The sequence below is a fragment of the Baia soyae genome, from assembly GCF_004341445.1.
Lineage (GTDB): Bacteria > Bacillota > Bacilli > Thermoactinomycetales > Thermoactinomycetaceae > Baia > Baia soyae.
In genome coordinates this window covers 1-17,362 of the sequence record NZ_SLXV01000052.1, presented here as the reverse complement: position 1 = coordinate 17,362, position 17,362 = coordinate 1, and the positions used below count along the sequence as shown (strand labels likewise).

The following is a 17,362-nucleotide window of genomic DNA, read 5'->3' as shown; positions in this document are numbered from 1 at the left end:
ACCGAATGGTTACTGAGGATCTATCAGTTCCTTCATGAAGAATGTCATAGATCATTGCTCTAACTCCCAAAATTATGCAAATCAACACACCTGATTTTAGTATAATCAAATAAGGAGTGATAGTGTGAATAAGGGTAAAATTATTTCTTTTACTATGGCAACTGTTATAGGTGCTACTGCTTTATTAGGTACTGTTTCAACTGCTTCTGCAAACGAAGGTCCTAGAACACAAATTACACAATCAACAAATTCACCACAGCAGGTTGAACCACAGGCTTGGTCCGCAATAGGTAAAGCAGCAGTAAAGTTTTTACTTCGTAATTCTGATAAGTTAATTAAATCGTTACCTGCTAAATATAGAGGCCCTGTATATAAATGGAGAAATAAAACACTTTCCGTACTAGATGATCTTGATGTGTGGAAAGAATCAGCTATTATAGCTGGATTAGTGAAAGTAGGCGTACCACCAGCGGAGGCTCGACTTATTGCTCAGTGGGTATCATGGGTTGTATAATATTTCAAACTTCTATAGGGATTCTTTGAGTCCCTATAGTTTTTTTATAATATAGAGAGGAAGGTTACTTTGAAACTATGGTTTCTTGTCGCTCTTATTATAGTTATCGTCTACCTTCTTGTAACATTATGGATTTGGAAGATATCTGATGATGAAGATAAGAAAGCTCTAAAACTAAAGGGTATACTAATCGGTTCAGGTTTTTTTTCTCTATTCTTCTTGATACCGATATTTGCTGTAGGGATATTATACTTTCTAGCTATTCTGGGAAGTAATTACCTCTTTGCAGGGAGCTTCTCTGGGAATTGGAAGGAGCTACTTAGTCTAGCGTTTTATTTATCTTTTATCCTGCTAATCAACAGTCTTTTCGATGCTCCCATAAAGCATATTGTAAACAGGCTAGTTCCTCTAAAGCTCCAGCCTTATTTAATTCTTCCAATAAGCATAATGATGAACGCTTTGGTTATTCACTTTGTGTTTACCTTCATGTCAGATATAAAACCCAAATCCTTTTTGTCATCGCTTTTTTTAGCAGGTGTACTAGTTGTGATTGATCTTTGCGGATCAAAGCTTTTAGATAACAAAATTAAGAACAAGAAGAATGAAAAATCTAGTAAATGATTGCTTTAAAAACATTACATATAACAGATCTACAGTCAAACCACGTCTCTTCTAGTTATATTGCTGATCATAACTCCTTTAAGGAAGCCCCAACTCTGGATGAAAAACCGTTAACTCTTACGAAAATCACCTTCTCAAGGGCTTACTTGGGAAGGTGATTTTCGTAAGAGTTCATAGATGTACTATGGCATGTGTATTGATTGACCTTGCCGTATCCAGAGAGTATTCACTTATGCATCCCTAACGTCCGATCCTGTCTCCTCAGCGCATACAAGCGATACGCATGCACCACGATCACCTTAGACACCGCATACGTAGGCACCGCGAGCAATAGCCCTAAGAATCCGCCTAAACTACCTGCCACCAACAACACCAAGATAATCGTCAATGGATGAATCTTTAAGCTCTTCCCCATTACATAAGGCGAAATCAGATTCCCTTCTAGCTGTTGTGCTAAGACGGCAACGATGACGACTTGGTACACCATATCAGGTGAAGTAATCAGTGCCACGATCAGTGCTGGAATCATCCCAAGTAGGGGGCCGATAAACGGAATCACATTGGTAAACATCGCGATAATCGCTAATAGAAGCGAGTAATCAATCCCGATGATCAAATAGCCGATATATAATAAGACTCCGATCGACATACTCACAATCACTTGGCCTTTGATATACGAGCTAAGCGCTAGGTCCAAGTCGCGTAATATCGCCATTCCTTGCTTTCTCTCCCACTCAGGAAACAGTTGCAAGAAATAGTCGGGCGTTTTATGTCCTTCTCGTAACATGTAATACAAGATAAACGGAACTGTAACGAGAACCGTAATAATATTGGTAACCACACTAATGAAATTCGCAATGTTATCACCGATTACCGCGTAACTCGTTTTTAGATAGCTGACTACCGTTTGAGAAATCTCATTCCAATCAACATAAGGCTCGATCCAAGGATGATGTGACATTTTCACAAACTGCACTTGTGCGATATCCATCATCGAAGGGAGATTTTTGATTAATTTCTCTACTTGATCGCTGAGTGGAGGCCCGATCAGGAATCCAAATAGGACCATCAATCCGATCACCACTAAATAGATGGTTAAAATCGCAAGCGATCTTGGAAACCGAAGTTTCATTAGGATATCGACTACAGGGCGAAACAAATAATATAAGACCCCTGATATGAGAAATGGAAAAAATAAGGTTTGAAAAAAAACCACAATCGGATGAAAGATAAAGCTAATTTTGCTTCCCAGCAGTATAATTAAAAATAATATTACGATCCCATAACCAAACAAAAACCATTTTGATTTAGGCATCATCTCACCCGCTTTCCTGTTTACTATCCTTTGCTCTTGCTGTAATCTGACAAAGGGTGGCGTTGAACATTCCGCCTATAATTAAGATGAGTGCGCTTAAGTAAAACCAACCCAATAGTACCATCCAAGCACCTAAGTTCCCGTACACTAACGAGTAATTGCCAAATCTCCCCACATAGAGGGCAAAAAAGTACGAGCTGATTTGCCATCCAAAAGTAGCAAGTAATGCACCAGGGAGTGCCTGTCGATATCCGACATGGGTATGGGGGGCAAAGATATAGAGGGAATAAAAAACGATAAATAAAATCGTACTTCCTGCTGACCAACGTAACAACAGCCATATATCAATGAAGCCTGATGTTGCTCCAAGCCAAGGAAATAAGGTATGTGCTAACACCTCACCAAATACCGACACACCGAGCGAAACAATCAACCCGATTAAAATACCCACCATCAAGAAAAAGCCGACCCATAACTGTTTCCAAAAAGTGCGTTCTTGCTTTACTTGATACGCATTATTTAATATACGTATAATAGAGTGGAATGCTAGAGAGGCGATATAGATTGTCGCCACCAAGCTGATCGAAAGTACTTTACCACTCTTTTGATCCATAATAACATACAAATTGCTACGAATAAGTTCGTAGGTAGAGGGTGGAGCATAAGGATGAATCGTTTCAAGAAGCTCTGAACCTGAAATCGGAAGATATCCAATGATTGTGAAAGCTAACATTAAAAATGGAAATAATGAAAGTAACAGATAATATGCCAATTGAGCCGCTAAGTCACCCACCCGATCCTCAAAATAGCGATGTGTAATTGTAATGATTACTTCTTTGCATATTTTCCATATGTTCAAAAACTCCTTTCTCCTTTCCGTTTTAGAGTTTAGTCTATTTATATCCTTTTTTGCTGATCTACAATCTATATTAAAAAACCGAGGTGAACCAATATGTCCCTAATCTCGCTTCATGAAATGGGCGAAGTAATCCGCAGAGTGAGAAAAGAACGTGGATTGAGACTGGAAGACTTGGCAGATGAAAATATCTCCCCTGCTACGGTTAGTAATATTGAGCGCGGGGTAGCTCATGTAAGTCCAGAAAAAGTTACCTATTTGCTAGATAAACTAGACATCCCTGCTCAAAAGCTACCTGAAATTCTAGAAAAAGAGCAACAAGAACTACAAGAGTTATTTGTTCAGCTACAAATCGTGAGTACGCTTCGTGAGGTAGGAAAGTTTGATGAGGCTCTGCAAACCCTAGATAAAATGCCGGTAGATGATCATCATCCGTTAATTCCTCAAGTTTACTACTATAAAGGGAGATGTTATTTCTCGAAAAATAAATATCGTCAAGCAGAGCGAGCTTTTCATAATGCGATTCGCTGTGTCCAACAAGGAGAAAATCGAGAAAATAACATTGAATCGGCTGGCTACCTCATGTTAGGCGTCATCTCTTATCTCCAAAACAATCATACACAAGCCCTTAGCTATGCAAATCAAGGCTTAAACGTCTGGGTGCAAAATGGAGAACGTCTTCATATCCGGCATCTCCTACTGAGAAATAAAGGTGTCTGCTTACAGCGATTAGGTCGTATCACAGAAGGTATGCAGCTAATCCAAGAGATTTGGGACGAAGTAGAGCATGTGGATCGAATTGAAACAAAACTAATGTTCTTTTGGCTCCGAGCTGATTTCTCGAAACGCTCTGGTTTCCTTGATGAAGCGATTCAGTTCACCTTACAAGGAATTACCCTTGCTAGAAGGAATAGTAAGCTAATTTCTCTATTCGAACTCTGGACACTTCTTGGCTCGATCTACCTAGAGCAAAAGAAATATAACTTAGCTGAGCAAGCCCTAGAGACTGCGCTAAAGCTACGCGGATCTTTCCCAGATGGGGCACGGATAGCGAGTGTCTATACACAGTTTGGTCTCCTATCGATGGTAAACGGAGAGCTGGACAAGTCCTACGAATATTTCCTTGAAGCAATTACGATTTCGAAGAAATATCAAGATGCAGCGCGTCTGATCTCAAACTTATCCGTCATGGGAGAGATTTGCCGTAAAAGAGATCAAACAGCTGAAGCGATTGAGCATTTACAGCAAGCAGTCGCTCTAGCAGAAAAGCATGAGTATAAAGAAAGAGAAGCAAAGCTTTGGATGCAACTCGCTAGCTGTTATGAAGGTATCGATGATAAGGAGTTTATCCATTGTATGCGGAAGACGTACTCTCTTCAGCAGACGAAACAAGAGTCTTATATCGTTCACAACGATATTATCTAAGAGCAGTAGCATCTATGACACTCCAATACTTTAGTACCCAAATCGAGTATGCTATACTTTAACAAGTTAGCTGTATTTTTTAGAATGACAAAGGGGATGAACACCATATGCAACTAATGGACGCAAATCAAATCATTGACTTTATCAAGAACAGCGAGAAAAAGACTCCTGTAAAAGTATATATAAAAGGACAATTAGAAAATGTATCCTTTGGGGAAAATGTAAAATCATTTATCAACGGCCATGTTGGTACGATTTTCGGTGATTGGAAACATATCGAACCGATTTTACAAGCTCACCAAGCTCAGATTGAAGATTTCGTAGTAGAAAATGATCGTCGCAACTCTGCTATTCCACTACTTGAAAACAAGCACATTCATGCTCGTATCGAACCAGGTGCTATCATTCGTGACCAAGTGGAAATCGGGGCAAACGCGGTTATCATGATGGGAGCCGTCATCAATATCGGTTCTGTAATCGGTGAAGGAACCATGGTCGACATGAACGCAGTAATCGGCGGACGTGGCACCATTGGTAAAAATTGTCACATCGGAGCTGGAGTGGTGATCGCAGGGGTGATCGAACCACCATCAGCTACTCCGGTCATCGTAGAAGATAATGTATTAATCGGAGCAAATGCGGTTGTCTTAGAAGGAATCCGTATTGGAGAAGGTTCCGTTGTAGCCGCTGGAGCTGTTGTCGTAGATGATGTTCCACCGAATGTGGTTGTAGCCGGTACGCCTGCTCGAGTCATCAAAGAGATTGATGAAAAAACTCGCTCGAAAACAGAAATCAAACAAGAATTACGCCAATTGTAAACAGAGAGGGCCCTTCGGGGCTCCTTTTCATATTTTAAACTCGTGTGAGGTGACACTTCATGAAATCGATTCAACAACTAGATGAAACTTTTATCATGCATACAGTAAAACGCCTTCCCATCGCCATTGATCACGCCCATGGTAACTATATAACCGATACGGAAGGCAATACATACCTAGACCTCTTCACAGGCCTTGGTGTCAACACACTCGGCCACTCCCATCCACGTCTCATGGAAACATTGGTGGAGCAAGGAAAACGTTTTTTACATATTAGCAATCTGTTCTTAAACTCTCCTGCTATTCAACTAGCGCAACGGCTTGTCGAACATACCGTCAATGATGGAAAAGTATACTTCTGCAACTCCGGGGCTGAGGCGACAGAAGCTGCTATTAAACTCATACACAAATGGAGTAGGGCACATGCTCCAGAGCGACAAGGCATCATCGTGTATACCAATGGCTTTCATGGCCGCACACTAGGGGCTGTCCGGCTCACACGACAGCCTCATATTTATCAAGACTTCCCTGAGTTAAACTACCCTGTGTTTGAAGCGACCACCATCGAAGAACTAGACGAAATTTGCCGTACAGAGAAGCCGGCCGCGATCCTATTCGAGCCGATTCTTGGAGCTGGTGGCGTTTATGCCCTACCACACGAATTTCTACTTCACGCGCAAGGACTATGCCGAGAACACGGGATGTTATTTGCTCTCGACGAGATTCAAACTGGCATTGGCCGTACGGGTGCTCTATTTGCCTATCAACACGAAGACCTACCAGGACTGAGTCCCGATCTGATCTTATTTGCCAAAGGAATCGGGGGCGGATTACCCCTCGGAGGAATCATCGCGAATCACAAAGCAGCAGACGTATTTGGATACGGTGATCACGGAACCACCTTTGCTCCCTCTCCTCTCAGCGCGGCCCTAGGCAATACCGTCTTAGATATACTGCTCAAAGAAGGACAATTAGAAAGGGGGCGCCTCGCCGCTCAGGAACTTTGGACTGGTTTACAAATGCTACAAGAGCAATTCCCTGAACAGATCGCCACCATCCAAGGTCGTGGTATGATGATTGGGATTCGCACCCATCTCACAGCAGGACAAGTCTCGCACATACAAAACGAACTCCTTACCCGAGGCATCCTAGTCGATATCGCCGCCAAAACCGTAATCAGGCTTCTCCCGCCCCTAACCCTACAAGCGAGCGAAATCAATCATTTCCTCACTACTTTACGAGAAGTCTTATTACATTTAGCCTAAAGGAGCAGAGAGGAGAACTACGACCATGAAGCCCGACCTAATCCAAATTCGCCGCGATCTCCACCAAATTCCCGAACCCGGATTCGAAGAATTCCAAACCCAAAAATACATCTTATCCTTTCTCGAATCCCTACCCCAGGATCGCCTCGAACTACAAACATGGAGAACCGGCGTACTGGTACGGATCACAGGGAAAAATCCACGTCAAACCATCGCCTATCGGACAGACATGGACGGTTTGCCACTCACTGAGCAAACTACCCTTCCTTTCCCTTCACGGAATCCAGGGTATATGCATGCTTGTGGTCACGATTTACATATGACCATTGCACTTGGCCTCATTCACCATTTCGTTCATCATCCTGTAGATGATCACTTGTTATTCCTCTTCCAGCCAGCCGAAGAAGGACCTGGTGGTGCAGAACCCCTGCTGCAAAGTGACGAATTTCAGCGCTGGAAGCCCGACCAAATCTATGCGCTCCACATCGCACCCGAACACCCAGTTGGCACCGTTGCCACTCGACCGGGCATTTTATTTGCCAATACGCAAGAAATCTTTATCCAGCTTCAAGGAAAAAGTGGCCATGCTGCATACCCTCATCTCGCTCATGATATGGTGGTCGCCACATCACAACTGGTTGGCCAACTCCAAACCATCATAGCCCGTAATATAAACCCGCTCGATTCGGCCATTATCACCATCGGGAAACTACACGCCGGAACGAAAGAAAACATTATCGCCGGGGAAGCACTTCTCGAAGGAACCATTCGCACCTTATCAACCGAATCCATGGAACTGATAAAGAAGCGTTGTCAATCCATCGTTCAGGGGATCGAAGAATCGTTCCAATGCAAAGGTACCCTTACATGGGGATCAAACTATTGCCAAGTATATAACCACCACCGGCTTACCCAAGAATTTATGGACTGGACCCGTAGCGAAACCAACTTTCAACTCATCGAGTGCCAAGAAGCCCTCACAGGCGAAGACTTCGGCTACTTCCTAGAACAAATCCCTGGCATGATGTTCTGGCTAGGTGTTGATACTCCTTACGGACTCCATCATCCACAGATTGAACCAAGTGAAGATGCCATCTCCGTCGCTATAGAGCTGATGAGTCGCTATTTGACCCATGTAGCTTCGAGCAAATAGCAGAAGAAATCGAAGCTACAAATCGACGAAACATAAAAAAAACACGTCAGAGGATAAACGCTCTGACGTGTTTTTGTCATTTGAATCTTTATTAACCAATCGAGCCTTCCATCTCAAACTTGATCAGACGATTCATCTCAACGGCATATTCCATTGGTAACTCTTTTGTAAATGGTTCAATGAAGCCCATGATAATCATCTGAGTTGCTTCGTTTTCCGTAAGTCCACGACTCATCAAGTAGAAGAGTTGGTCCTCGGACACTTTCGACACAGTCGCTTCATGTTCCAACATAATGTTATCATTTAGGATCTCATTATATGGGATCGTATCCGAAGTAGATTCACCATCTAAAATGAGGGTGTCACATTTAATATTTGCTTTCGATCCTTCGGAGTTCTTACCAAATTTAGCTAACCCACGATAGGTAACTTTCCCACCCTGTTTACTAATCGACTTCGAAATAATCGTAGCCGTACAGTTAGGAGCCAGCATCGTTACTTTCGCACCCGCATCTTGATGTTGTTCTTTTCCGGCTACGGCAATGGAAAGAATATCTGCTTTCCCGCCTTCACCTTTCATCACAACAGCTGGATACTTCATGGTAAGTTTGGAACCAATGTTACCATCTACCCATTCCATATGTCCGCCTGCTTCACAAACAGCACGCTTTGTAACTAGGTTGTAAATATTTGGAGCCCAGTTTTGGATGGTGGTATAACGAACACGAGCATTCTTCTTAACCACAATCTCAACTACCGCACTATGGAGAGAATTTGTGCTGTAGATTGGAGCGGTACATCCTTCTACATAGTGAACGAAGCTTCCTTCATCCGCAATGATAAGAGTACGCTCAAATTGGCCCATGTTCTCTGAGTTAATACGGAAATAAGCTTGTAGTGGTACCTCACACTTCACACCTGGTGGTACATAGATAAAGGATCCACCAGACCATACCGCACTGTTTAGCGCAGAAAACTTGTTATCCACAGTTGGAATAACGGTTCCAAAATACTCTTGGAAGATTTCTGGATGCTCACGAAGCGCTGTATCGGTATCACAGAAGATCACACCTTGATCCTCAAGTTCTTTTTGCATGCTATGATATACAACTTCAGATTCGTACTGAGCTGATACACCCGCTAAGAACTTTTGCTCTGCTTCTGGAATCCCTAGTTTGTCAAACGTCTGCTTAATTTCATCCGGTACCTCTTCCCATGTCTTCCCTTGTCGTTCGGAAGGTTTTACATAGTAAGTGATATTATTAAAGTCTAATTCGCTTAGATCACCCGGTAGCAAGGAGAACCATTTGCTGTTCAGATCGTCCGGCATTGGCATCTTTTCGAATTGCTCTAGTGCCTTGAGACGGAACTGCAACATCCAGTCTGATTCACCCTTCATACGGGAAATTTCCTCTACGATCTCACGGTTCAAACCTTGCTTTGAACGGAACACTGATACATCTTTATCGCGAAATCCGTATTTATAATCGGAGATTTCGGGTACATCGCTGTAATCTGGTACATTCGGTAGATTTTCTGCCATGTGTCTCTCCTCCTTCAGTTATTTATATTCATTTACCCCTTTTTCCAGAGCTTTCCACGCGAGTGTCGCACATTTGATGCGAGCAGGAAATTTTGCCACTCCAGTCAAGGCTTCAATATCTTCTAATGGGAATTTCTCGATGTCGACCTCTTCACCCAGCATCATACGAGAAAATAGATCAACCAGCTCTAAAGCTTGATCGTACGTCAACCCTTTTACTGCTTCTGTCATCATAGACGCGGAGGATAGGCTGATGGAGCAACCTTCGCCCGTAAACATAGCCTTCGTAATTTTGCCCTCTTCTAAGTGAAGCTGTAGAGAAATACGATCTCCACACGTAGGGTTGTTCAGCTCAATTGAGACGGTTCCATCTTCAAACGTCCCTTTATTACGAGGATGTTGATAATGGTCCATGATGACACGACGATAAAGATCATCTAAAGACATGTCCGAAGTACTCCTTTGTCTTTTTTAATCCTTTCACAAGCGCATCAATGTCTGATTCGTCATTATAGAGATAGAAGCTCGCACGTGCTGTAGAAGACGCTTTTAACCATCTCATCAGCGGTTGGCAACAATGATGGCCGGCACGGACGGCAATTCCTTCTGCATCAAGCACAGTAGCCACATCATGTGGATGAACATCACCTAGGTTAAATGTAACCAAACCCGTACGTTCTGACTTAGGACCATAAATCGTAAGCCCTTCTACCTGACTCATCTGCTCGGCTGCGTACGTAGCAAGCCTGCGATCGTGTTCTTCAATGGTATCCATTCCTACTGATTCTAAATAGTCAATCGCCGCACCAAGTCCAATCGCTCCTGCGATGATCGGGGTCCCACCTTCAAATTTCCAAGGTAGCTCTTTCCAAGTAGAATCGTACAAGTCGACAAAGTCGATCATCTCTCCGCCAAATTCAATCGGCTCCATCTGTTCGAGCAAGGCCTTCTTCCCATACAATACCCCGATTCCAGTGGGACCCATCATTTTATGACCCGAAAACTGATAGAAGTCTACATCCAAATCTTGAACATCCACTCTCATATGCGGCGCCGCTTGAGCACCATCTACGGAAATGACACCGCCCACCTCATGAATCATCTGTGCAAGTTCTTTAATCGGTTGTACGGTTCCCATCACATTGGATAAATGATGAATGGCAATCATTTTCGTTTGCGGTGTGATCATCTCGGCTACTTTCGCTAAATCAAGCGTTCCATCTGCTTCTAGCGGGAAAAACTTGAAAGTAGCTCCTGTCGCTTTAGCCGCCTGTTGCCAAGGGATAAAGTTACTATGATGTTCCGCAACCGTAGTGATAATCTCATCGCCTGGTTGTAGGTTCATCCGAGCATAGCTAGAAGCAACTAGATTGATCGCGGTTGTCGTACCCCGAGTATAGATAATCTCTTGAACCGATTTAGCATTGATGAATTTGCGTATCTTTTCACGAGCACCTTCAAATCCATCTGTTGCCTTCGTCCCCAGGGTATGAACGCCTCGATGAACGTTTGAGTTATACCCCTCGTAGTACTGGGACATTGCTTCGATAACAGGATAAGGCTTCTGTGAAGTAGCCCCACTGTCCAAGTAAACTAACGGGTGACCGTTTACCTGTTGGTGTAGGATCGGAAAATCCTTTTTCCACGGGTTGGTCATCGTAGTTTCCTCTCGATTAACTGATGGATCGTTTTACGTAAGCTATCAGAAGGGATCTCCGTCACAACTGCATCTAAGAAGCCGCGAACCACTAGGCGTTCTGCCTCTACACGTGGGATTCCACGAGACATTAGATAATACAATTGGTTCGCATCCACTCGGCCAACTGAAGCCGCATGACCTGCTGTTACGTCATTTTCATCGATAAGCAAGATTGGGTTTGAATCACCACGAGCCTGGTCGCTAAGCATTAGCACTTTACTCGATTGTTGACCATCTGCCTTACTAGCACCTTTTTCGATCTTCGTAATACTGTTTGTAATGCAAGAAGCGTTATCTTTCATCACCGCACGCGCATTTACATCACTCGCAGTATGCGTGCCCCAATGGTACGCTGAGGAAGTAATATTCGCTCTCATATCGCCAGAACCAAGTGCTATCGATTTTACGTTTGCGATACCACCTGATTCATTTAGATGACTCGTACTATTGGAGATGACTCGACCTTCGCTGAGATCCGCAATAATATATTCCATCTCGGCATCACGGCCGATATTGGCGCGTCGATATAGCACGTCAACAGTAGAAGCTCCCATGTTACTGATCGTTGCGAGACGTACTTTTGCGTTTTGTTTCGCAACAACTTCAATCACCGCATTGGAGAGTGCTACTTCCCCTTTGGAAGCAAAGTTTGCCACAAATTCCACACGGCTATTCTCTTCTGCGACAATCACCACATGTGGGAAAATCGCAACCTGCTCACCTTCTGCGTAGAAAAGACCTTGGAATGGAATTTCCACTTCTACGTTACGTGGTACATAGAGGAAGATTCCTCCTGTAGCAAGTGCGCCATGTTGGGCAGTCAAACGGTGAGCATCTTTCGTCACGAGAGTCATAAAGGTCTGCTTTACGAGATCCTCATGTTTGCTACTAGCTGTATTCAAATCTGTAAAGATCACACCTTTGGCTTGTAACTCCTCTTGGAGTTGCTTATAAACCACAGATGAATTTTTCTGTACCAAGACATTGTTTTCATCAAATAAAAGAGCTTGTACATCTTCCGGCAGTTCACTCAAGCTTTGTAGTGGAGCCGCTTCCGTATAAGGAGTAAAGCTATCGAAATTCCATTTGCTTAGATTGGTTTTCTCCAACTTAGGTAGAGGAAGCTCATTTATTTTGTGAAAAGCTGCCAAACGATGCTCTAACATCCAAGCAGGCTCTTGAAGATCCTGAGATAGCTTGGCTATAAACTGATCATCAAACTGCAATTTTGTCTCTAAGCTCATCACCGACACCATCCTTAACCTTTTCCTACCGTTTCGTCTTCAATACCCAACTCTTCTTTCACCCAGTCATAACCTTCTGCCTCAAGGCGCTCAGCTAGTTCTGGTCCACCTGATTTCACGATACGTCCTTGCATAAATACGTGAACAAAGTCAGGTTTAATATAATTTAGCAAACGTTGATAGTGAGTAATAATGAGGCAACCAAACTCATCATTACGCATCGAGTTTACACCCTCTGCTACCACTTTTAATGCATCGATATCAAGTCCTGAGTCAATCTCATCCAAGATTGCAATTCCTGGCTTCAGAAGCATCATTTGTAGGATTTCGTTACGCTTCTTTTCTCCACCCGAGAAACCTTCGTTTAGATAACGAGTAGCAAACTTTTGATCCATCTCTAGCACATCCATCTTAGAGTCCATCTCACGGATAAACTTCATAAGAGAGATTTCATTTCCTTCTCCACGTTTCGCATTCACTGCACTACGAAGGAAGTCAGAATTGGTTACACCGCTTATTTCGGATGGATATTGCATAGCTAGGAATAGGCCCGCGCGAGCACGTTCATCTACTTCCATCTCCAATAAGTCTTCTCCATTTAGATGTGCTTCTCCGCTTGTGATCTCATACTTCGGATGACCCATTAGAGCAGAAGCTAGCGTTGACTTACCTGTTCCGTTTGGTCCCATGATGGCATGAATTTCTCCACCCTTGATCTCAATGTTTACACCCTTTAAAATTTCTCGCCCTTCGATCTCTACTTTTATATCTTTGAGCGTTAGATTCGGTTTATTTGACATCCTACATTCCCTCCATGAAATCAATATCGATACCTATATATTCTCGTAATCATAAATGCCAAACAGCCACCATCTTCTACAAGAATCGGCATTAGCATCATTCTCTCTATATCATAGGATATGATATGATGAAATCAAAGTCTAGATTAGAGTGATTATCAAGTGATTCTCATTTTATTTTACTCGACCTCTCCAAGGAGTTCAAGAAATGTTTCCAAAATGAATTTCATTAACGCTATTATAGCCTTCACTCCTACACCGTACCCATGTTATTTAAGTACAATCAAATATTTTTATTCTTCAGCAAAGAGGTGTGGGATCATGAGCAAACCCATTCGCTGTATCGAGTGTTATAAACAACGTCCAGGTGGAAGATGTGATTTTTGCCCTCTGCACAAGAAAAACAGAGATCATTACATACCACTCGAAAACGGCTGGTTTCTACCAAAGAAGGAACAAGAACCAAAATCACAGCCCAAAGAGGAAGGAATTTAGTAAAATTCTCCTCTATTCGTCTAATATATTGTGCACTTTTTTCATATCTTTTTCCCTATGAATTCGATAAAATAGATTTGTGTCTATTTATTCGTATCGATTTCCCCCTTTATCTCCTTATTTATTTTTCAAAACACATCAATCATTCAATCTTTCTACACACTCACTGCTAATAGAACATCCATCATTCATGTACAATAGAAGTAGATATAGAATCCTCTTTAGAAAGTAGCTTTTATCCTTTTTCTTTCTCTTTCTTTATTTTCGCTAGGAGGCAGATTTTATGAAGAAGATTCGCACTCGTAATCAAGATTTCAACCTTGCCCATGAAAATGTTTTTCCTTTATTGAATAGAACGATTGAAAAAAAACGATGGCCTATGGTCTATGAGCAAAAATCAAATTATCAAGCCTCTTCAACTGAATCATTGGGAATCAAGGCCTACCAACACAGCCTAAGTAAAAGAAGGCTACTAAAATTTTGGGCACAACAACGTAAAGAGGTTCGGATTGCACCCTTTCTTCCTGAAATCATTCAAGAAATCGTATACAAAAATGTCTATGATGATATGAAACAAATGCTAGCAAATTGCTATTACGAAGATTTTCAACTCCCACTAATGAAAATCACATTACAGAGCTGGCTTCTCCATCAAAAAAACATCTCCATGGAATTAGACCGAAATGGTGATATCCTCTATTGGGAAGAAATCATTCAATTTCTCCATACTTGTTCCAAACGACAACTACTACAAGACCTTCAACAACAAGGAAACCGTCCTTCTTCTAAATATTTCATTTAATTTCATCTCCAACGTTAAAAGCCGCCTTAGGGAGGTTCCCCTAGAAGCGGCTTATTTGTTTTCTCTACTATGTTCTCCAGCACATCCTACCTCATTACGAAGACTATACAGGATCTGCTAATGTCTGCAAGTATTCACCATGAAAATATTCAATTACCTTTTCCATCATCACCCTGCGAGTCAAAATTCCCAAAAATTGGTTTCGTATATCAATAATAGGAATATAGGACCGGTTCACTAGGATTTCAAAAGCAAAGGAAAAAATCGAGTTTGATAAGATTCCACTGTGATTTAAATCCATTGCTTCGTGAACTTTAAACTGATTTAGCTTTGAAAAATCAAGTTCATTTTCTTTTTCGCGACTCAACTCATACAGATGATCCAAGATATTCGTTTTACTAATGACTCCTTCAATTTGATTCTCATCATTAATAACAGGAACTGAATTCTGTCCACGGCGTGTGAGGACTAATAAAGCACGATCCAATGTCCAATCAGGCTTTACAACAGTTACCTGTTCCTTCGGGATAATGAAAGGGGCGACTTCCTTAGAAAATAATAGAGTTTCAGCATTTCCTTTCATACTAAAGACTCCCTACATTACAAATTTGATTTGTGCGCACGGATGTTTCGTCAATCCACCCAGCATCACATTTATTTTACCACCCTTTTTGAATGGAGATAAGAGTTACCAGCAAAACGTCATGGAAAAAATAAACTTTAACCACAATAAAAACTTATTTTGGACATGGGAACCGGCTGCGTGTTTTTCATCACGCGTGATACATATAGGCTTGTTGCAACAACTGGAATGCTTCCTCTCCCTGTCCTTGAGCGATAAATTTTTGTGCATCTTCAATCATAGAAAAATTCGTCTCCATCGCATACGTCTCTGACTGCTTTATCGTCGCACAAGCTTCCTCCCACTTTCCTTCCTCTGCATAAAACAGGGCAAGTTGATGAATCGCGTAACAAAGTGCTGGACCCACTAACGCTACTCCATCTTGATCGGAATAGCTTGTAAATCTCTTCTTTTCGCGACCAATTACGCTCCTTAATTCCTCATCAGCCAGTGCATGCTTTCCTGCTTGGAAGCGATAATATTGAAGATATACTTCCAAATGAACTTTACTCATCATATAGCTCATCGAATCAGGATACTGAACTAATGCTTCAGCCATCTCTTCTTCTGCTAATACGTATTGACCTCTCTCGGCATCCATCTCCGCCATCTCAATCAAGCTTCTTACATAAGCAAAATGCTGGTTCGCATTCTCCTGTGGGCCTTCCTGCGCATTGGCTGCAAACAGACGGTACGCGAGGTCCTTAGCCCCTTTTCGCATACACGAGACCGCTACCAGCATCCTTGTGGTTAACTCTTGGTCAAAGTTTAAAAATGTATCGTTAGGAAGCGTTTTCCCTACTACTTCATACGCTTCTTCTTTTAATTGTTTTAAGTCGCTTGGCATAAAAAACTCCTCCGAAAAACGTTCATGTTGCCACTATTGTACCATGGCCTCTAGGATCCATCTCATCTATTCACAATTTGTTTAAAGGTTCACGAAGAGTTACAATAAATCCATTCTACAACTAGAAAGGAATTTGTTTTCACCATGTGGATTCTACTCTCTATCTTCTGCTCTCTGGCCTTCGGATTAGCTGGTTTTATGATGAAAGTCAGCTCGGCTAAAAAAGGCTCTCATACTACGTTATTATTTGGATTATACGTCACGGGTACCCTTGGGTTCTTAGGTTATCTATTGGTTACTGGAGAATGGGATACTTCGCCGATCGTCTGGATTGCCGGCTTGATCATTGGTTTTGGATCAATAGCAGGTAACATTTTATTTATGAAAGCATTAGATCGGGGACCAGCAAGCCTCACTTCTCCGATTATTAACAGCAATATCTTATTTATTGTGATCATGTCTGTGATATTTTACAACGAAAGACTTTCATTAACCGAATCAATTGGCGTTGGCTTACTTGTTTTAGCTATCTTTATCATCCCGATTGACCCAAATGAAAACTTGCGCATTCGAAATAAGACATGGTATTTATATGTATTTACGGCCATGATTTTATTCTTTTTACGGACAGGCGGCCTGAAAATCACAGAGGAATTAGACCGTTCGAACAGTATGATTTTATTTATTAGTTATTCGATGGGTGTTATCTGGTTTGCGATTGATTCACTTTATAAACGGGGAACTCTTGGTTCGGCAAAGGCTATAAAAGTAGGTTGGATCTGGGGGCTAAGCTCTGGAATTTTTTCTTTTGCAGGGATGCAGGCGTATACGTTAGCGTTGCGAGATGGACCAGCAAGTATTGTCTCACCGATCTTTGCAACAAATAGTTTGGTGGTGGCATTGCTTTCTATTTTGGTGTATAAGGAACGGTTATCGCCTTTTCAGAAGTTAGCGTTGGTTCTGCTCGCTGTAGGGTTAGTGACCATTCGATTGTAATCAGATTTTCGATTAAGGAATGCACTAAAAAGAGTAGGCCTCACAGAGCCTACTCTTTTTATAGGGAATAAATAGGGGAAGAGCAATATCTCGTTTTTTATTATAGCATAAACTTGCATAAAAACGAATAGATATTAGCCCCTTAAAGAGATCTATTCTTTATTTAGATAGAAAAAACCCTCTTCAAGTAGAAGAGGGTTTTGGTATTCCCTGAAAACTAAAGAGTGAGTAAGAAGCCAAGACCTGAGAGTGTGTATTTCGTTATGCTCGTAAGAGCTCCATAGAAAGGAGGTGATCCATCCCCACCTTCCGGTAGGGATACCTTGTTACGACTTCACCCCAGTCAT

The 17,362-nt window shown here is 42.0% G+C and carries 18 protein-coding genes and 1 rRNA gene; 9 read left to right on the top strand and 10 right to left on the bottom strand.

Annotated elements, in window-relative coordinates; all coding sequences use genetic code 11:
• Positions 1-124 precede the first annotated feature (124 nt).
• Positions 125-514, top strand: coding sequence for a hypothetical protein (locus EDD57_RS12970; protein ID WP_131849845.1), 390 nt, complete (start codon positions 125-127; stop codon positions 512-514).
• A 69-nt stretch (positions 515-583) separates the two neighbouring features.
• Complete coding sequence (locus EDD57_RS12965) at positions 584-1,135, top strand: hypothetical protein (RefSeq protein WP_131849844.1); 552 nt, start codon at positions 584-586, stop codon at positions 1,133-1,135.
• 226 nt (positions 1,136-1,361) lie between these two features.
• On the opposite strand, the gene EDD57_RS12960 is transcribed toward EDD57_RS12965, so the two are convergent.
• Both EDD57_RS12960 and EDD57_RS12955 read right to left on the bottom strand, forming a co-directional pair.
• Complete coding sequence (locus EDD57_RS12960) at positions 1,362-2,450, bottom strand: AI-2E family transporter (protein WP_131849843.1); 1,089 nt, start codon at positions 2,448-2,450, stop codon at positions 1,362-1,364.
• Positions 2,451-2,454: 4 nt separating this feature from the next.
• The gene (locus EDD57_RS12955; RefSeq protein WP_165873824.1) at positions 2,455-3,309 is read right to left on the bottom strand and encodes a YihY/virulence factor BrkB family protein; all 855 of its coding nucleotides are present in this window, start codon (positions 3,307-3,309) and stop codon (positions 2,455-2,457) included.
• Positions 3,310-3,402: 93 nt separating this feature from the next.
• Between EDD57_RS12955 and EDD57_RS12950 the strand changes: the two genes are divergently transcribed.
• The 4 genes from EDD57_RS12950 to EDD57_RS12935 all read left to right on the top strand — a co-directional run bounded on the left by EDD57_RS12950 (position 3,403) and on the right by EDD57_RS12935 (position 7,967).
• On the top strand, positions 3,403-4,731 hold the full coding sequence (locus EDD57_RS12950) for a helix-turn-helix domain-containing protein (protein ID WP_131849841.1): 1,329 nt from the start codon (positions 3,403-3,405) through the stop codon (positions 4,729-4,731).
• A 107-nt stretch (positions 4,732-4,838) separates the two neighbouring features.
• On the top strand, positions 4,839-5,549 hold the full coding sequence (dapD, locus tag EDD57_RS12945) for a 2,3,4,5-tetrahydropyridine-2,6-dicarboxylate N-acetyltransferase (protein WP_131849840.1): 711 nt from the start codon (positions 4,839-4,841) through the stop codon (positions 5,547-5,549).
• 59 nt (positions 5,550-5,608) lie between these two features.
• Positions 5,609-6,814: an aspartate aminotransferase family protein gene (locus EDD57_RS12940; protein WP_131849839.1), complete on the top strand. Its 1,206-nt coding sequence runs from the start codon at positions 5,609-5,611 to the stop codon at positions 6,812-6,814.
• Positions 6,815-6,839: 25 nt separating this feature from the next.
• The gene (locus tag EDD57_RS12935) at positions 6,840-7,967 is read left to right on the top strand and encodes an N-acetyldiaminopimelate deacetylase (protein WP_131849838.1); all 1,128 of its coding nucleotides are present in this window, start codon (positions 6,840-6,842) and stop codon (positions 7,965-7,967) included.
• A gap of 91 nt (positions 7,968-8,058) precedes the next feature.
• Here the strand turns inward: EDD57_RS12935 and sufB are convergent, their stop codons facing one another.
• Genes sufB through sufC form a run of 5 tightly spaced genes read right to left on the bottom strand, consistent with a single transcriptional unit; the run spans position 8,059 to position 13,253 of the window.
• Entirely contained in the window at positions 8,059-9,510 is a 1,452-nt protein-coding gene (gene sufB / locus EDD57_RS12930; protein ID WP_131849837.1) for a Fe-S cluster assembly protein SufB, read from the bottom strand.
• Between the two features lie 18 nt (positions 9,511-9,528).
• Positions 9,529-9,957 (bottom strand): Fe-S cluster assembly sulfur transfer protein SufU, encoded by a 429-nt coding sequence (gene sufU, locus EDD57_RS12925; protein WP_131849836.1) that lies wholly within the window; start codon positions 9,955-9,957, stop codon positions 9,529-9,531.
• Positions 9,944-11,167 (bottom strand): cysteine desulfurase, encoded by a 1,224-nt coding sequence (locus tag EDD57_RS12920; RefSeq protein WP_131849835.1) that lies wholly within the window; start codon positions 11,165-11,167, stop codon positions 9,944-9,946. Before EDD57_RS12920 ends, sufU begins: the two co-directional genes overlap by 14 nt.
• Positions 11,164-12,453, bottom strand: coding sequence for a Fe-S cluster assembly protein SufD (gene sufD, locus EDD57_RS12915; protein ID WP_131849834.1), 1,290 nt, complete (start codon positions 12,451-12,453; stop codon positions 11,164-11,166). The genes EDD57_RS12920 and sufD overlap by 4 nt, the downstream gene beginning before the upstream one ends.
• Before the next feature lie 14 nt (positions 12,454-12,467).
• The gene (gene sufC / locus EDD57_RS12910; protein WP_131849833.1) at positions 12,468-13,253 is read right to left on the bottom strand and encodes a Fe-S cluster assembly ATPase SufC; all 786 of its coding nucleotides are present in this window, start codon (positions 13,251-13,253) and stop codon (positions 12,468-12,470) included.
• 321 nt (positions 13,254-13,574) lie between these two features.
• On the opposite strand from sufC, the gene EDD57_RS14530 reads away from it, so the two are divergent.
• Both EDD57_RS14530 and EDD57_RS12905 read left to right on the top strand, forming a co-directional pair.
• Positions 13,575-13,748, top strand: a complete 174-nt coding sequence (locus tag EDD57_RS14530) for a hypothetical protein (RefSeq protein WP_165873823.1) — start codon at positions 13,575-13,577, stop codon at positions 13,746-13,748.
• Between the two features lie 283 nt (positions 13,749-14,031).
• Complete coding sequence (locus EDD57_RS12905; RefSeq protein WP_131849832.1) at positions 14,032-14,550, top strand: P-loop NTPase family protein; 519 nt, start codon at positions 14,032-14,034, stop codon at positions 14,548-14,550.
• A 103-nt stretch (positions 14,551-14,653) separates the two neighbouring features.
• On the opposite strand, the gene EDD57_RS12900 is transcribed toward EDD57_RS12905, so the two are convergent.
• Complete coding sequence (locus tag EDD57_RS12900) at positions 14,654-15,133, bottom strand: CBS domain-containing protein (protein ID WP_131849831.1); 480 nt, start codon at positions 15,131-15,133, stop codon at positions 14,654-14,656.
• 190 nt (positions 15,134-15,323) lie between these two features.
• Positions 15,324-16,019, bottom strand: coding sequence for a hypothetical protein (locus EDD57_RS12895; protein ID WP_131849830.1), 696 nt, complete (start codon positions 16,017-16,019; stop codon positions 15,324-15,326).
• Between the two features lie 144 nt (positions 16,020-16,163).
• Between EDD57_RS12895 and EDD57_RS12890 the strand changes: the two genes are divergently transcribed.
• Positions 16,164-17,015, top strand: coding sequence for a DMT family transporter (locus tag EDD57_RS12890; RefSeq protein WP_131849829.1), 852 nt, complete (start codon positions 16,164-16,166; stop codon positions 17,013-17,015).
• 284 nt (positions 17,016-17,299) lie between these two features.
• Here EDD57_RS12890 and EDD57_RS12885 read toward each other — a convergent pair.
• Positions 17,300-17,362: ribosomal RNA gene (locus EDD57_RS12885) — 16S ribosomal RNA — on the bottom strand; the annotation flags it as partial.

Excerpts from the sequence above, each read along its gene's own strand:
- EDD57_RS12920 (WP_131849835.1), bottom strand. The coding sequence starts at position 11,167 with ATGACCAACCCGTGGAAAAAGGATTTTCCGATCCTACACCAACAGGTA.
- dapD (WP_131849840.1), top strand. The coding sequence starts at position 4,839 with ATGCAACTAATGGACGCAAATCAAATCATTGACTTTATCAAGAACAGC.
- EDD57_RS12950 (WP_131849841.1), top strand. The coding sequence starts at position 3,403 with ATGTCCCTAATCTCGCTTCATGAAATGGGCGAAGTAATCCGCAGAGTG.
- EDD57_RS12940 (WP_131849839.1), top strand. The coding sequence starts at position 5,609 with ATGAAATCGATTCAACAACTAGATGAAACTTTTATCATGCATACAGTA.
- EDD57_RS14530 (WP_165873823.1), top strand. The coding sequence starts at position 13,575 with ATGAGCAAACCCATTCGCTGTATCGAGTGTTATAAACAACGTCCAGGT.
- EDD57_RS12900 (WP_131849831.1), bottom strand. The coding sequence starts at position 15,133 with ATGAAAGGAAATGCTGAAACTCTATTATTTTCTAAGGAAGTCGCCCCT.
- EDD57_RS12935 (WP_131849838.1), top strand. The coding sequence starts at position 6,840 with ATGAAGCCCGACCTAATCCAAATTCGCCGCGATCTCCACCAAATTCCC.
- EDD57_RS12895 (WP_131849830.1), bottom strand. The coding sequence starts at position 16,019 with ATGCCAAGCGACTTAAAACAATTAAAAGAAGAAGCGTATGAAGTAGTA.
- sufD (WP_131849834.1), bottom strand. The coding sequence starts at position 12,453 with ATGAGCTTAGAGACAAAATTGCAGTTTGATGATCAGTTTATAGCCAAG.
- EDD57_RS12905 (WP_131849832.1), top strand. The coding sequence starts at position 14,032 with ATGAAGAAGATTCGCACTCGTAATCAAGATTTCAACCTTGCCCATGAA.
- sufC (WP_131849833.1), bottom strand. The coding sequence starts at position 13,253 with ATGTCAAATAAACCGAATCTAACGCTCAAAGATATAAAAGTAGAGATC.
- EDD57_RS12890 (WP_131849829.1), top strand. The coding sequence starts at position 16,164 with ATGTGGATTCTACTCTCTATCTTCTGCTCTCTGGCCTTCGGATTAGCT.
- sufB (WP_131849837.1), bottom strand. The coding sequence starts at position 9,510 with ATGGCAGAAAATCTACCGAATGTACCAGATTACAGCGATGTACCCGAA.
- sufU (WP_131849836.1), bottom strand. The coding sequence starts at position 9,957 with ATGTCTTTAGATGATCTTTATCGTCGTGTCATCATGGACCATTATCAA.
- EDD57_RS12960 (WP_131849843.1), bottom strand. The coding sequence starts at position 2,450 with ATGCCTAAATCAAAATGGTTTTTGTTTGGTTATGGGATCGTAATATTA.